Here is a 14,312-nt window from a genome sequence, read left to right as displayed (position 1 = left end):
CGGGTCGGCCGCCTGGCTGGACTGCCAGGTCGAGGAAGCCGGAAAGTGCCCGAAGCTGCCCGGCGGACCTCTACTGTCCTGGACAACGACGAGGTTCCGGGGGTCCGATGGTGGCGAGTTATGTCTACGAACGGTATGCCCCGGTGCGTGCCGAGGTCACCGAGTTCGACCTGCCAGTGCAGGGCGCGATTCCGGAATGGCTCGACGGCCGCTATCTGCGCAACGGCCCCAACCCGATCGCGGACGTGCGTCCGGACGAATACAACTGGTTCACCGGCGACGGCATGGTGCACGGAATCCGGATGAGCGGTGGACGCGCGCTGTGGTACCGCAACAGGTGGGTCGACTCGGAGGTCACGTCGAAGGCGCTGCACCGATCCGCTCCCCCGGAGCACGGCCGCTCACCGCTGCACGGACCGTCCGCGAACACCAACGTCATCGGCTTCGTGGGCCGCACGCTCGCGCTGGTCGAAGCCGGCGTCGCATGCGCCGAACTCTCCTACGATCTGGACACGGTCGACGTGTGCGATTTCGACGGCACGGTGCGTGGCGGCTACACCGCGCATCCGATCGAGGAACCGGAAACCGGCGAGCTCCACGCAGTCTCGTACCATTTCGGCCGAGGCGACACCGTTCTCTACACCGTCGTCGGACCGGACGGCCGACTTCGCAGGAAGGTCCCGATCCGGGTCGGCGGCAGCCCAATGATGCACGCATTCTCGCTGACCCGCGACTACGTGGTGATCTACGATCTGCCGGTCACGTTCGACGTCCGCAGCGCCGTCACCGCGAACGTCGCGCGACCGCTCCGTCCCTTCGCTGCGCTCGCGCTCAGTGCCACGATCGGACGCGTCCGCGTGCCGCGTCCCGTCCTGAACCGTCTGCCTCCGACCCGCGCCGGGAGCTTTCCGTACCGCTGGGACCGCCGCTATCCGCCCCGCGTCGGGCTGGTCCCCCGCCACGGTGATCCGACACCGCTGTGGCTGGAGGTCGAGCCGTGCTACGTCTTTCATCCGGTCAACGCCACCAGTGACGACGGGAAGGTGGTCGTGGATCTCGTCGTGCACGAGCGGGTGTTCGACGCCGACCGCACCGGACCGTCCGAGGGGCGTCCGCGACTGGAGCGCTGGCATCTCGAGCCGCGGGTCAGCAACCGGGTCCGCCGGACCCGGCTCGGCGACGAGCACGTGGAGTTTCCGCGGTTCGACGAGCGCTTCACCACCTCGCTCCATCACGATTGCTGGCTCGTCGTCGGCTCCGACGGCCTGTCCGGCGAACACCGGCTCATCAGGTCGGATCGTGCCCATGGTGTCCAGGCCATGCGCGACTTCGGTCCGCGATCCGCGGTGGGAGAGTTCGTGTTCCACCCGGAGGCTCCGGACGCCCCGGAGGGCCACGGCGTGGTCATGGGACTGGTATCGGATCTCGGGTCGAAGTCGACGGAGCTGCGGATCCTGGACGCGCGGACGCTCGAGGATCAGGCGTCGATCGCGCTGCCGCAACGGGTACCCGCCGGCTTCCACGGGAACTGGATACCGGACACCGCATCGGCCCTCTGATGGCCGCGCCACGCCACAGGTGGGAGTCAGGCTCGGTCGACAGCGGTGCACAGCTCCCCGATCGCGCAGATCACTCGGTCGCTGTGCGGGTCCATCCAGACGGGTGCGCCGTCGCAGAGACGGGGCACCAGCAGGTGGCGACCACGCGAGGGCCACTGCACGAACTCATAGCCGGCCAACTCCGTCTGGGTTGTGTCCGCAACCCACACCGCAGCTTCGGCGAACGGGGCTTCGACCGACAGTCCGTTGCACACGCTGAATCCGCTCACGCCGCCGGTTCCGCTCCACCCGATCGTGACGGCGTACTCGGCGCCGATGGACAGTTCCCACATCAGTCCGTCGGGCTGAACGTCACGCCCATGACGCAGGCAACGCAGGTCCCGAGTGACCGCGACGACTGCATCCACCCACGAACCGGGCAGGTCGAACCTCTCACCCGGACTGTCGAAGTAGTCGGGTACGTCGTCGATGATCGCGAAGCGCCACAGGAGACGGTCATCGCGTTCGGCCTCGGAGATCCGCATGACGAGCATCCTCCCGGATGCGGTCCGACTCTGTCCGGCCCGACCGCTTTCCGCTGTCGCGGACAGTGCAGCCGGGCGACCTGCGCGCGGAAATGGCTGAAGGCGCCGAACCCCTTTCGGGTTCGGCGCCTTCAGCGTCGTTCTGAGGTGAGAGCTAGTGCTTCTCGGGTCCGAGGTGGTACTCGAAGACCAGGCCGGCCGAAGCGGTGATCACGAGGACCACGGCGACGACGATCATCCAGGCCTGGAAGAACGCCAGCGAGATCGCGGCGATCGCAGCGGCACCGGCCAGCAGGATGGGCCAGAAGCTACCGGGGCTGAAGAAGCCCAGATCGCCGGAGCCGTCGGAGATCTCCGCCTCCTCGTAGTCCTCGGGGCGGGTGTCCAGACGACGGGCCACGAACCGGAAGTATGTGCCGACGATCAGGCTCAGTCCGGCCGAGAGAACGATTGCGGTGAGGCCGGCCCACTCGATTCCGGTCCGCGACATCGCGGTGAAGACACCGTAGACGATCGCGACGAGAATGAAGAACACCGTCAGGATCTCGAAGAGCTTGGCTTCGATCTTCATATCAGTTCTTGTCCTTGGTCAGAGATTCTCGGGATTCGCGGGTCAGTTGCCGCTGGTCGATGCTTCGCGCACCGTGCGGTCGGTGTTGAACGGCGAGGTGGAGGTCGCGGTGGGCGACTCGCCGATCGATGCCAGCGCCTCGGCAGTGGTCAGGCCCTTGCCGCCTTCCTCGACGGACTTGCGAGCCTCGATGTACTGCTCGAACTTCTCCGGCGTCACAGCGCGGACCTCGAAGTTCATCATCGCGTGGAAGGTGCCGCACATCTCGGCGCAGCGGCCCACGAACGCGCCTTCCTTCTCGATCTCGCTGATCTGGAAGACGTTGTCCGAGTGGTTCTCCTTCGGGTTCGGGTTCACGTCACGCTTGAACAGGAACTCCGGAACCCAGAACGAGTGGATGACATCCGACGATGCGAGCACGAACTCGATGCGCTTGCCGGTCGGCAGCACGAGGATCGGAACCTCGTTGCTGGTGCCGACGGTCTCGATCTTGTCGTAGTTCAGGTAGGACAGATCCTGGGTGTTCTTACCGTGGATCGGGCCGGTCTTCTCCCGACCGTGCTCGTCGAGGCCCTCGGGCTTCGACGCAGCCAGCGCAGCAGCGGTGGCGGCCTCGTCGGTGCCCTCGTACTTCGCCGTGCCGTCACCGAGATCGATCGTGCGGTAGCCGAACTTCCAGTTCCACTGGTACGCCGTCACATCGACGACGACGTTCGGATTGTCCTTCTTCTCCGTGACGTAGTTCTGCACGACCACGGTGAAGTAGAAGAGCACAGCGATGATCACGAACGGAACTGCCGTGTAGAACAGCTCCAGCGGCACGTTGTATGCCGTCTGCCGGGGGAACTCGGGCGAGTCCTTCTTCTTACGGTGGAAGATAACCACCCAGAAGGTGAGACCCCACACGATGACACCCATGACGAGGGCGGCGATAACCGACCACGTCCAGAGTTCGCGCATACGTTCGGCCTGCGGGGTAACTCCCGATGGCCACCCGAAGCGAAGCACCGAATTGTCGATTGAACAACCCGACAGCAGCATGGCAGCTATGCCCAAAGATGCTGCCAGCCCGGCTCGCCGAAGGATCCGACCTTGCGCCACGTTCACGCCTTCCTGATCGCCGCAATTCCACTAGGGCACACCCGAAGGGAAGGCCCAATTACTACGCAGCGTAGACCAAAGGCGTCGATCCTCCACTGTCGGGTCGGCACCCGTGTTGCAGTCAGGACCAATGACCCTCCACCGTACGCGCGCGACCTGGGATTCAGCTGAGTCCCGAGAACCCGAGGACGGTGCGGGCACGATCCGGGAACGGAAACTGCGGCATACTTCCCTGAGGAATTCGGACCATCTCCGGAAGGCCGACTCCCTACCGACAATCGACTCTGAATCGAGGTACTGGACGCCGTGTGCGGACTGCTCGGACTACTCACCACCGACGGCACCAGCGACGACGCCGTCGCGCGCGTCGATGCGGCCATGCACTGTCTGCGTCATCGCGGGCCCGACGAACACGGCACCTGGCACGACGACGATCTGATCTTCGGCTTCAACCGGCTGTCGATCATCGACATCGAGCACTCGCACCAGCCGCTGCGCTGGGGTCCCCCGGAGAACCCGGAGCGTTATGCCCTGACCTTCAACGGTGAGATCTACAACTACCTGGAGATCCGCGCCGAGCTCGCGAAGGATCACGACGCCCGGTTCCGCACCGAGGGCGACAGCGAGGCCATCGTCGCCGCGTTCCACTACTGGGGCGCGGACGCGGTCCGCCGTCTGCGTGGCATGTTCGCGTTCGCGGTGTGGGACACCGAGGCCCGTGAACTGTTCGTGGCACGCGACCCGTTCGGCATCAAGCCGCTGTTCATCGCCACCGGAACGGGCGGCACCGCGTTCGGCAGTGAGAAGAAGAGCCTGCTCGAACTGGCGGACGTCATCGGCATCGACACCGACCTGGATCCGCGTGCGATCGAGCACTACACGGTCCTGCAGTACGTGCCGGAACCGGAGACGCTGCACGCGCAGATCCGCCGGCTCGAGTCCGGCTGCTACGCGCGCCTGACGCCGGGCAAGGCTCCCGAGGTGACCCGCTACTTCACACCGAAGTTCCCGGCCGTGCCGTTCGCCTCCGGCAGCGAACAGGCCCGCTACCGCGAGATCGCGGAGGCCCTCGAGGACTCGGTCGCCAAGCACATGCGCGCCGACGTCACCGTGGGATCGTTCCTCTCGGGCGGCATCGACTCCACCGCCATCGCGGCGCTCGCCATGCGGCACAACCCGAACCTGATCACCTTCACCACCGGGTTCGAGCGTGAGGGCTACTCCGAGGTCGACGTCGCCGCGGAGTCCGCGGCGGCGATCGGCGCCCGGCACGTCGTCAAGGTGGTCTCCCCCGCCGAGTTCGCGGCCGCGATCCCCGAGATCATCTGGTACCTGGACGATCCGGTCGCCGACCCGGCACTGGTGCCGCTGTGGTTCGTCGCGAAGGAAGCCCGCAAGCACGTCAAGGTGGTCCTCTCGGGCGAGGGCGCGGACGAGCTGTTCGGCGGCTACACGATCTACCGCGAGCCGCTGTCGCTCAGGCCGTTCGAGTACCTGCCGGCTCGGCTGCGCCGGGCCGCCGGCCGGCTCTCGGATCGGATCCCCGAGGGCACCCGCGGCAAGAGCCTGCTGCACCGCGGCTCGATGACGCTCGAGGATCGCTACTACGGCAATGCGCGCAGCTTCAGCGACGCCCAGCTGCGGGCGGTGCTGCGCGACTTCCGCCCCGAGTGGACCCACCAGGACGTGACCGCGCCGATCTACGCGCAGTCCCGGGACTGGGATCCGGTGGCGCGCATGCAGCACCTGGACCTGTTCACGTGGATGCGCGGCGACATCCTGGTCAAGGCCGACAAGGTGACGATGGCGAACTCGCTCGAGCTGCGCGTGCCGTTCCTCGACCCCGAGGTGTTCGACGTCGCGTCGCGCGTGCCGCTGGATCAGAAGATCACGAAGACGACGACGAAGTACGCACTGCGGCAGGCACTCGAGGGCATCGTGCCGCCGCACGTGCTGCACCGCGCGAAGTTGGGCTTCCCGGTGCCGCTGCGGCACTGGCTCGCCGGCACGGAGCTGTTCGACTGGGCACACCTGCAGATCGCCGAGTCGCAGACCGACCACATCTTCGACAAGGCCGCCGTCACCCGCATGCTCAACGAGCACCGCGAGGGCGCGTCCGATCACAGCCGACGGCTGTGGACGGTCCTGTGCTTCATGGTGTGGCACGGCATCTTCGTCGAGAAGCGCATCGTGCCGCAGATCCAGGAACCGGCATACCCGGTCAACCTGTAGCGGCCCACCGCCGAAACGCCACCGCCCGGGTCCTCGTCGAGGACCCGGGCGGTGGCGTGTGAACGTGCTTACGGGAGCAGCGCGGAGATCTCGTCGGCCGCGTCCTTGCCGTACGCCTCGGTGAGACGCTTGATCGCGTCGTCGCGCTGGAACGTCCATTCCTGCGTGCCGACGGTCTCGAGGACGTGGACGGCGACCAGGGAACCCAACTGAGCCGAGCGTTCCAGGCTCAGGCCCGCGCTGTGGGCGAGCAGGAAGCCGGCGCGGAACGCGTCGCCGACACCGGTGGGGTCGACCTTGCCGCGCTCGGGCACGACGCCGACGCGGACCCAGTTGCCCTCGCCGTCGACGATCTCGACACCCTTCGCGCCGAGGGTGGTGACCCGCAGCCCGACCTGGGCGCGGATCTCTTCCTCCGACAGCCCGGTCTTCTGCTGCAGCAGACCCCACTCGTACTCGTTGGTGAACAGGTACTTGGCGCCGGCGATGAGCTTCTTCGCGTCGTCGCCGGACAGGCGAGCGAGCTGCTGCGACGGGTCCGCCGCGAACGGGATGCCGAGGAGGCGGCACTCGTCGGTGTGGCGGACCATGGCCTCGGGATCGTTGGCCCCGATCAGCACCAGGTCCAGGCCGCCGGCGGACTTCGAGAGGGCGGCGAGTTCGATGTCGCGGGCCTCGCTCATCGCGCCGGGATAGAACGACGCGATCTGCGCCATGTCCTCGTCGGTGGTGCACACGAAGCGGGCCGTGTACGCCGTCTCGGACACGCGCACGCCGCCGCAGTCGACGCCGTTGGACTCGAGCCACGCGCGGTACTCGGCGAAGTCGGCACCGGCCGCGCCGACCAGCAGCGGCGAGCCCCCGAGCACGCCCATCGCGTAGGCGATGTTGCCGCCGACGCCGCCCCGACGGATCACGAGATCGTCGACGAGGAAGCTCAGCGAGATGTGCGCGAGCTGATCGGCAAGCAGCTGCTCGGCGAAGCGGCCCGGGAACCGCATCAGATGGTCGGTGGCGATGGAACCGGTAACCGCAATAGTCACGCGCGGATCCCTTTCAGCTCGGATGGTCTGGTCGGAAACGCAGTCTGACGCGGAGCCCGCCGGTGAGGCAGACTCCGCGTCAGAGTGCGTTGATAAAGTTGTACGGGACTCAGTTGAAGGAGTCGCCGCAGGCGCAGGACCCCGTGGCATTGGGGTTGTCGATCGTGAAGCCCTGCTTCTCGATGGTGTCGACGAAGTCGATCGAGGCGCCCTCGACATACGGCGCGCTCATCCGGTCGACAGCAAGGTTGACGCCGCCGAAATCGACGATCAGGTCACCGTCGAGGTTCCGATCGTCGAAGAACAGCTGGTAGCGCAGTCCCGCACAGCCACCCGGCTGCACCGCGATGCGCAGCGCGAGGTCGTCGCGCCCCTCCTGATCGAGCAGTGCCTTCGCCTTGGCGGACGCAGCCTCGGTCATCTTGACGCCGTGGGTGGCGGTCTCGTTCTGCACAGTCATGGGCTCTCCCTGTCGCTCGTGCCAAACCCGTGATCGCTTCAACGGTACTCTGCGGACCTCTATTCCTCATGTATCGGCCCGATATGGGTGAACCCCGACGCACCCCGCCAACCGTCTGCAACGCACGACGTCAATGCCGCGAGCCGGGACGCGGCCTCGCTCATTGCGCGCTCGACGGATCCCGCGAACTCGGTGACCGAGAACGCCGCGACGATCCCGGCCGCCCGGGCGGTGTCCCGGTCCACGGCGACCTGGCCGGCGATCACGACGGTCGGCACACCCATCCGGGTCGCGGCGGCGGCGAGCGCGGTGACGAGCTTGCCGCGCAGCGACTGGTGGTCGAACTTGCCCTCTCCGGTGAGCACCAGATCCGCGGACTCCAGCTGCCGCGCCTGTCCGGTGCATTGTGCGACGATCGCGGCGCCCGGTTCACGACGAGCACCGAGTGCGAGCAGCGCGGCGCCCAGGCCTCCGGCCGCACCCGCGCCCGGCAGGTCCGCGATCGGGCCGGCGCCGGCAGCGTCCAGCTCCGTCGCCCACTCCGAGTTGCGCTGCTCGAGCTCCTCGACGGCGGCGGGGTCGGCGCCCTTCTGCGGACCGAAGATCCGTGCGGCCCCGTGCTCGCCGAGCAGCGGGTTCTCGACGTCGGTGGCGGCGACCAGCTCGACCGCCGCGAGCCGTCGGCGCGCCCGGTCCAGACCACCCAGCGCGGCGATCATTCCGCGCCCACCGTCGGTGCAGCAGGACCCGCCGAGACCGACGACGATCCGTGCGGCGCCGGCGTCGATCGCGGCGTCGATCAGCTGCCCCACCCCACGGCTGTGCGCATCGAGAGCGCTGCGCGAGGTCGGTGGCCCGTCGAGCAACCCGAGCCCGACGGCCTGCGCCGATTCGACGTACGCGGTGTCGTCGGCGAGCACCCAGCGCGCGTCGGCCGGCCGGCCGAGCGGTCCCTCCACCCGAACGGACCTGACTCCCCCGACGGTGGCAGAAATCACGTCGACGAATCCCGGGCCGCCGTCGGACTGCGGTGCGAGCACGACGACATCGTCGGGTCGCGCGGTCTCCCACCCGGAGGCCATCGCCTCGGCCGCCTGTACAGCAGTGAGGGTTTCACCGAACGAGTCGGGGGCGATGAGCACACGCATCAGCGGAGTGTATGGCGCTGCCCCGACCTCGGCATTTCGGGGCGGGTCGTGGTGGTTCCACGGTGGTCGGTTTCGCCAGCACGGCAGTTATCCCATAGCCTGGATGCGTGAAGCTGCTACGCCGAGGCGACTCTGACAATTCCGACAAACGCGATGGTGCGGCCGCCGGAGAGATCACCGAGTCGACCGCGACGACCGCGGAGACGATCGAGACCGCCGGGGCCGCGACCCCCGGCAAGGGCCGTCCGACGCCCAAGCGCCGCGAGGCCGAGGCCAAACGTCGTGGCCCCGTCGCACCCGCTCCGCTCACCGCCAAGGAGGCCCGGGCCCGCCGCAAGGCCACCCGTGGTTCCAAGGAGGAGCGCAAAGCGGCCGCCGCGGAGCGCCGTGCCGACTCCGCCGATCGTCGTGCCCGCATGCTCGCCGGCGAGGACAAGTACCTGCTGCCGCGCGACAAGGGTCCGGTCCGCGCGTACGCCCGCGACATCGTCGACAGCCGGCGCAATCTGGTCGGCATGTTCATGCCGCTCGCACTGGTGCTGATCATGGCGATGTTCCTGAGCCCGGTCATCCAGAACTTCGTCACACTCGCGATGCTCGTGATGATGCTGTTCATGGCCGGCGAGGGCTACTTCCTCGGCCGCATGATCAACAACAAGGTGCGCGAGCGCTTCCCCGACAGCACCGACGGCGGGTTCAAGCTGGGCTGGTACGCGTTCGTGCGCGCCTCGCAGATCCGCAAGATGCGCGCCCCGAAGCCGCGGGTCGGCCCCGGCGACGCCGTCTGACCCACACACCGACTCGGGCCGGTCCTCGCACTGCGGGGACCGGCCCGAGTCGATTGGTAGCGTCTATGCCCGTGCCCTCCCCCGATTCGCCCCGCCCCCGCCGCACACTCGTCCTCGGCGGCGCCCGGTCGGGCAAGTCGGCACATGCAGAGGGCCTGCTCGACGACGTCGAGGCCGGCGCGCCGGTGCGGTACGTCGCGACCGCCCGCCGGTACCCGGACGACCACGACTGGGAGTCCCGGATCGACCAGCACCGCAGCCGCCGACCGGCGTCGTGGGCGACGGTCGAGACCGGCCGCGACGGCGACCTCATCGATGTCCTCACCGATCCGGACGCGCATCCCCCGACGCTCGTCGACGACCTGGGCACCTGGCTCACCGGTGAGCTCGACGACGCGAACGCGTGGGACGCCCCCCGCGGCACCGTCGAGCCGAACATCGACGCACTGGTCCGCGCGGTCGACGCGTATCCGGGCCGGTTGCTGCTCGTGAGTCCCGAGGTGGGCCTGGGCGTGATCCCCGAGACTCGCTCGGGAAGGCTGTTCCGCGACGAAATCGGCGCCCTCAATTCCCGGTTGGCCGCAGTGTGCGACGACGTGATCCTCGTCGTCGCGGGCATCGCCCTGACGCTCAAATGATCGGCGCTCAAATGAAAGGCCTAGCGTGACAAGCGAATCCGTGAGTCCATCCGCCCCCGACTTCGAACCTCCCGTCCCGCCGGACGCAGAGATCCGGGATCAGGCCCAGGCTCGCCAGTTGCTGCTGACCAAGCCGACCGGATCCCTCGGACGGCTCGAGGAACTGTCCGTGTGGGCGGCCGCCTGCCAGGGTGTCTGCCCACCGCACATCTTCGCCGATCCCCGCGTCGTCGTCTTCGCCGGCGACCACGGCATCGCCCGCGGCGGCGTATCGGCGTATCCGCCGGAGGTCACCGCGCAGATGGTCGCCAACTTCCGCGACGGCGGGGCCGCCGTCAACATCCTCGCCTCGATCGCCGGTGCCGCGGTGCGCGTGGTGGACCTGGCAGTGGACGCGGACACGGATCCGTCGGTGTCGGCCTACAAGATCCGCCGCTCGTCGGGATCGATCGACCGCGAGGACGCGTTGACGCACGAGGAGACGCTGCGCGCGATCGCCGCGGGCCGCGCCATCGCGGACGAGGAGGTGGATTCGGGTGCCGATCTGCTGATCGCGGGCGAGATGGGCATCGGGAACACCACGCCCGCGACGGTCCTCATCGCCGCCCTCACCGACACCGAACCGGTCGCTGCCGTCGGACGCGGCACCGGCATCGACGACGCGGGATGGATGCGCAAGACGGCCGCCGTGCGCGACGCCCTGCGTCGGGCCCGGCCCTACGTGCGGGACGCGGTGGGCCTGCTGCGCACCGTGTCGGGCGCCGACCTGGCCGCGATGGCCGGGTTCCTCGCACAGGCCGCGGTCCGCCGGACCCCGGTGATCGTCGACGGTCTGGTCGTGACGTCGTCGGCGCTGGTCGCGGAGGAACTCGCCCCCGGCGCCCGCGAGTGGTGGGTGGCCGGCCACCGGTCCACCGAACCCGCCCACACGATCGCGCTGCGACACCTGGGACTCGACCCGATCCTCGGCCTGAACATGCGTCTCGGTGAGGGTTCGGGTGCCGTCGCGGCGCTGCCGATCCTGCAGGGCGCGGTGGCGACACTCGCCCACATGGCCACTTTCGACCAGGCCGGCGTGAGCAACAACACCGAACCCGAATCCGAACCGACGGAATCGAACTGATCGTGCGCGCCGCGGTGACCGGCCTCTCGCTGGCGCTGTCGTGGCTGACGGTGCTGCCGGTCCGCGGCCCGCACGACATCGGTCGCCCGGAAGGCCGGCGCGCGATCGCGGCGGCGCCCGCGGTCGGTGCCCTGCTCGGCGCCGCGGTCGCCGGCGTGCTGTGGGTGCTGTCGGAGGCCGGACTCGATCCCACACTCGCCGGACTGCTGACGGTCGGTGCACTGGCGCTGGCCACCCGCGGCATGCACGTCGACGGACTGGCCGACACCGCGGACGGCCTCGGGTGCTACGGAGCGCCGGAGCGCGCCCGTGAGGTGATGCGCAGCGGTGGCGCCGGTCCGTTCGGCGTCGCGGCGCTGATCGTGACCATCGGCGTGCAGGCTCTGTCGTTCGGCGCGCTGGGCGCGGCCCAGCAGTGGGCGGGCGTGATCGTGGCCGTCACCGCGGGCCGGGTCGCGGTCGTGATCGCCTGCCGGCGCGGAGTTCCCGCCTCCAGCCCACGCGGCTTCGGCGCGCTGGTCGCCGACTCCCAGGGCCGGTGGGCTGTCGGACTGTGGACCGTCGTTCTCGCGGCCGCGGCCGTGTGGGCGGTCCCCGACCGGTGGTGGCAGGGGCCTGTGGTGATCGTCGCAGTTCTCGCCGTCGCCGCCTTCCTGATCCGGCACTGCGCGCGTCGGTTCGACGGCATCAACGGCGACCTCCTCGGTGCCACACTGGAATTCGCGGTCGCCGCCACCGCGGTCGGGTTCCTGCTCGGAGGCTGACCCCGAGAAGCGAATCGGGCCCTCCCGCAGCAGCGGAAGGGCCCGATCGTCGACTGCAGAAACTCAGCGCAGCTTGGTCATCCAGCCGTGGGTGTCGGCGAACGTGCCGCGCTGGATACCGGTGAGCGTGTCGCGCAGGGCCATCGTGACCTTGCCCGGCTCGCCGTCGGCGATCGTGAACTCGCCCTCGGCGGACTTCACCCGGCCGACGGGCGTGATGACGGCGGCGGTACCGCACGCGAACACCTCGGTGATCTCACCGGAGGCGGTCTTCTCACGCCATTCGTCGGTGCTGATCCGGCGCTCCTCCACCGCGAAGCCGGCGTCGGTGGCGAGGCTCAGCAGCGAGTTGCGGGTGATGCCGGGCAGCAGCGAACCGGACAGCGACGGCGTCACCAGGCGCGCGTCGGGACCCGAGCCGAAGACGAAGAACAGGTTCATCCCGCCCATCTCCTCGACGTACTTGCGCTCGATCGCGTCGAGCCACACCACCTGGTCGCAGCCCTCGTCGGAGGCCTGCGCCTGCGCCAACAGCGACGCCGCGTAGTTGCCGGCGAACTTGGCGGCACCCGTGCCGCCCGGTGCGGCGCGGACGTACTCACGCGAGAGCCACACGCTCACGGGCTTGACGCCGCGCGGGAAGTACGCGCCGGCCGGGGAGGCGATCAGCAGGTAGCGGTACTCCTTGGCGGGGCGGACACCCAGTCCGGCCTCGGTGGAGAACATGAAGGGGCGCAGGTACAGCGAGTCCTCGCCGCCGGCCGCGGGAACCCAATCGCTGTCGACGTCGAGCAGTGCGTCGATCGATCCGACGAACAGGTCGTCCGGCAGCTCCGGCATCGCGAGGCGGCGCGCCGACTGACGCAGCCGCTCGGCATTGGCCGTCAGACGGAACGACGCGATACCGCCGTCCGGCTGGCGGTACGCCTTGAGTCCCTCGAAGATCGCCTGCCCGTAGTGCAGCACCATGCCGGCCGGATCGAGCTCGATCGGGGCGTACGGCAGCACCTCGGCGTCGTGCCAGCCCCGGCCCTCGGTGTACATGATCGACACCATGTGATCGGTGAAGTACCGACCGAACCCGGGCGCTTCCAGAATCTCGCGCCGCGCCTCTTCGGTCGCGGGAGAGGGATGCTGGATGCGCGCGAATTCGAGGCCGTCTGTCATAAGCCGTGATCCTATCTAACGGAGTTGCGCCGCTTTTTCCCTGGTATCGAGCGTTACTTGGTGTGGACCGGCACGAACGGCGGCGTGACGACCTCGCAGCGCAGACTACGCCCGCGCACATCGACGCTGACCTCGTCGCCCGCCTTCAGCGCAGTCGCGGTGTCCAGCAACGCAAGTGCGATCCCCACCTTGAGGGTCGGGGAGAACGTCCCCGACGTGGTCTCACCGATCGGAGCGCCGCCGAGGGAGACGGTCTGTCCCTGCCGCAGCACACCGCGGTCGAGGGCCTTGATTCCCCACAACCGCCGGACGGGCCCGGCCTCCTTCTCCGTGACGAGCGCCTCACGGCCCCAGAACTGCGGCTTGGACCACCCGATGGCCCACCCGCAACGCGCCTGCAACGGCGAGATGTCCAGCGAGAGCTCGTGTCCGTGCAGCGGGTAGCCGGCCTCGGTGCGCAGCGTGTCACGAGCGCCCAGGCCCGCGACCTCGCCGCCCTCGGCGCGGACCGCGTCGAGCAGAGCCCGGAACAGGGCCTCGCTGTCGTCCCAGCGCGGCAGCACCTCGAAGCCGCGCTCACCGGTGTAACCGCTGCGGCACACCCGCACCGGGACACCGTTCCACTCCATGTCCGCAAAGCCCATGTACTCGATGTCCGCGATCTCGATGTCACCGCGCAGTCCCAGCGCGGCGAGGACGTCGCCGGACTTGGGGCCCTGGACCGCGAGCACGCCGTAGTCGCGGTGCTGGTCGGTGACCGTGACGCCGGCGGGCGCGGCGGCCGCCAGGCGGGCGACGACCTCGGCGGTGTTCGCCGCGTTCGGCACCAGGAACACCTCGTCGTCGGCCACGTAGTACGCAATCAGATCGTCGACGACGCCGCCGGTCTCGGTGCAGCACAACGTGTACTGGGCCTGGCCGGGGCCCACCTTCGCGAGATCCGCGGTGAGCGTCCCGTTGACGAAGTCGGCAGCACCCGCACCCTTCACCAACGCCTTGCCGAGGTGGCTGACGTCGAACAGGCCCACCGACTCGCGGACCGCGGTGTGCTCGGCGACGGTGCCGGCGTACGAGACGGGCATCTGCCACCCACCGAACGGCGCGAACGTGGCACCGAGGTCGACGTGGACGGAATGGATGGGGCCCTGCAGCAGGCTCGCGTCGCTCATGAGGGACAACGCTAGCCGACGCCGT

14 protein-coding genes are annotated in these 14,312 nt (G+C 68.9%); 6 read left to right on the top strand and 8 right to left on the bottom strand.

Annotated features, from left to right (window positions below; all coding sequences use genetic code 11):
* Positions 1-107 precede the first annotated feature (107 nt).
* Complete coding sequence (locus J2X34_RS24300; RefSeq protein ID WP_429519969.1) at positions 108-1,559, top strand: carotenoid oxygenase family protein; 1,452 nt, start codon at positions 108-110, stop codon at positions 1,557-1,559.
* Positions 1,560-1,585: 26 nt separating this feature from the next.
* Here the strand turns inward: J2X34_RS24300 and J2X34_RS24295 are convergent, their stop codons facing one another.
* The 3 genes from J2X34_RS24295 to ctaC all read right to left on the bottom strand — a co-directional run bounded on the left by J2X34_RS24295 (position 1,586) and on the right by ctaC (position 3,761).
* The gene (locus J2X34_RS24295; protein ID WP_114719419.1) at positions 1,586-2,083 is read right to left on the bottom strand and encodes a hypothetical protein; all 498 of its coding nucleotides are present in this window, start codon (positions 2,081-2,083) and stop codon (positions 1,586-1,588) included.
* A 154-nt stretch (positions 2,084-2,237) separates the two neighbouring features.
* A complete protein-coding gene (locus tag J2X34_RS24290) occupies positions 2,238-2,654 on the bottom strand; it encodes a cytochrome c oxidase subunit 4 (protein ID WP_114719252.1) in 417 nt (138 codons plus the stop codon).
* Between the two features lie 42 nt (positions 2,655-2,696).
* A complete protein-coding gene (ctaC, locus tag J2X34_RS24285; RefSeq protein WP_114719251.1) occupies positions 2,697-3,761 on the bottom strand; it encodes an aa3-type cytochrome oxidase subunit II in 1,065 nt (354 codons plus the stop codon).
* A gap of 300 nt (positions 3,762-4,061) precedes the next feature.
* Between ctaC and asnB the strand changes: the two genes are divergently transcribed.
* On the top strand, positions 4,062-5,987 hold the full coding sequence (asnB, locus tag J2X34_RS24280) for an asparagine synthase (glutamine-hydrolyzing) (protein ID WP_429519968.1): 1,926 nt from the start codon (positions 4,062-4,064) through the stop codon (positions 5,985-5,987).
* A 68-nt stretch (positions 5,988-6,055) separates the two neighbouring features.
* Here the strand turns inward: asnB and J2X34_RS24275 are convergent, their stop codons facing one another.
* The 3 genes from J2X34_RS24275 to J2X34_RS24265 all read right to left on the bottom strand — a co-directional run bounded on the left by J2X34_RS24275 (position 6,056) and on the right by J2X34_RS24265 (position 8,638).
* Positions 6,056-7,030 carry a carbohydrate kinase family protein gene (locus J2X34_RS24275; protein WP_114719249.1) on the bottom strand — a complete coding sequence of 325 codons (975 nt, stop codon included), beginning with the start codon at positions 7,028-7,030 and terminating at the stop codon, positions 6,056-6,058.
* A gap of 109 nt (positions 7,031-7,139) precedes the next feature.
* Complete coding sequence (locus tag J2X34_RS24270) at positions 7,140-7,490, bottom strand: HesB/IscA family protein (protein ID WP_114719248.1); 351 nt, start codon at positions 7,488-7,490, stop codon at positions 7,140-7,142.
* A gap of 59 nt (positions 7,491-7,549) precedes the next feature.
* Entirely contained in the window at positions 7,550-8,638 is a 1,089-nt protein-coding gene (locus J2X34_RS24265) for a glycerate kinase family protein (protein WP_429519967.1), read from the bottom strand.
* A 107-nt stretch (positions 8,639-8,745) separates the two neighbouring features.
* Here J2X34_RS24265 and J2X34_RS24260 point away from each other — a divergent pair, with 107 nt between their 5' ends.
* The 4 genes from J2X34_RS24260 (at position 8,746) to J2X34_RS24245 (ending at position 11,951) form a co-directional block, all read left to right on the top strand.
* Positions 8,746-9,426 carry a DUF3043 domain-containing protein gene (locus tag J2X34_RS24260; protein WP_114719246.1) on the top strand — a complete coding sequence of 227 codons (681 nt, stop codon included), beginning with the start codon at positions 8,746-8,748 and terminating at the stop codon, positions 9,424-9,426.
* Between the two features lie 65 nt (positions 9,427-9,491).
* Positions 9,492-10,064: a bifunctional adenosylcobinamide kinase/adenosylcobinamide-phosphate guanylyltransferase gene (cobU, locus tag J2X34_RS24255; protein WP_114719245.1), complete on the top strand. Its 573-nt coding sequence runs from the start codon at positions 9,492-9,494 to the stop codon at positions 10,062-10,064.
* Positions 10,065-10,089: 25 nt separating this feature from the next.
* Positions 10,090-11,187 carry a nicotinate-nucleotide--dimethylbenzimidazole phosphoribosyltransferase gene (gene cobT / locus J2X34_RS24250; RefSeq protein WP_114719244.1) on the top strand — a complete coding sequence of 366 codons (1,098 nt, stop codon included), beginning with the start codon at positions 10,090-10,092 and terminating at the stop codon, positions 11,185-11,187.
* A gap of 2 nt (positions 11,188-11,189) precedes the next feature.
* Positions 11,190-11,951: an adenosylcobinamide-GDP ribazoletransferase gene (locus J2X34_RS24245; RefSeq protein ID WP_429519966.1), complete on the top strand. Its 762-nt coding sequence runs from the start codon at positions 11,190-11,192 to the stop codon at positions 11,949-11,951.
* A gap of 63 nt (positions 11,952-12,014) precedes the next feature.
* On the opposite strand, the gene J2X34_RS24240 is transcribed toward J2X34_RS24245, so the two are convergent.
* On the bottom strand, positions 12,015-13,118 hold the full coding sequence (locus J2X34_RS24240; RefSeq protein WP_114719243.1) for a branched-chain amino acid aminotransferase: 1,104 nt from the start codon (positions 13,116-13,118) through the stop codon (positions 12,015-12,017).
* 53 nt (positions 13,119-13,171) lie between these two features.
* Entirely contained in the window at positions 13,172-14,287 is a 1,116-nt protein-coding gene (gene gcvT / locus J2X34_RS24235; protein ID WP_429519965.1) for a glycine cleavage system aminomethyltransferase GcvT, read from the bottom strand.
* Between the last annotated feature and the right edge of the window lie 25 nt (positions 14,288-14,312).

It is taken from the genome of Rhodococcus sp. BE178, assembly GCF_050433545.1.
Lineage (GTDB): Bacteria > Actinomycetota > Actinomycetes > Mycobacteriales > Mycobacteriaceae > Prescottella.
Note: the sequence above shows the minus strand (reverse complement) of the source record. Positions and strands in the feature narration are given on the sequence as shown.

What these genes read in the sequence shown, in the direction of transcription:
- J2X34_RS24265 (WP_429519967.1), bottom strand. Translation starts at nt 8,638, where the DNA reads ATGCGTGTGCTCATCGCCCCCGACTCGTTCGGTGAAACCCTCACTGCT.
- gcvT (WP_429519965.1), bottom strand. Translation starts at nt 14,287, where the DNA reads ATGAGCGACGCGAGCCTGCTGCAGGGCCCCATCCATTCCGTCCACGTC.
- J2X34_RS24240 (WP_114719243.1), bottom strand. Translation starts at nt 13,118, where the DNA reads ATGACAGACGGCCTCGAATTCGCGCGCATCCAGCATCCCTCTCCCGCG.
- J2X34_RS24270 (WP_114719248.1), bottom strand. Translation starts at nt 7,490, where the DNA reads ATGACTGTGCAGAACGAGACCGCCACCCACGGCGTCAAGATGACCGAG.
- J2X34_RS24300 (WP_429519969.1), top strand. Translation starts at nt 108, where the DNA reads ATGGTGGCGAGTTATGTCTACGAACGGTATGCCCCGGTGCGTGCCGAG.
- cobU (WP_114719245.1), top strand. Translation starts at nt 9,492, where the DNA reads ATGCCCGTGCCCTCCCCCGATTCGCCCCGCCCCCGCCGCACACTCGTC.
- J2X34_RS24295 (WP_114719419.1), bottom strand. Translation starts at nt 2,083, where the DNA reads ATGCGGATCTCCGAGGCCGAACGCGATGACCGTCTCCTGTGGCGCTTC.
- J2X34_RS24290 (WP_114719252.1), bottom strand. Translation starts at nt 2,654, where the DNA reads ATGAAGATCGAAGCCAAGCTCTTCGAGATCCTGACGGTGTTCTTCATT.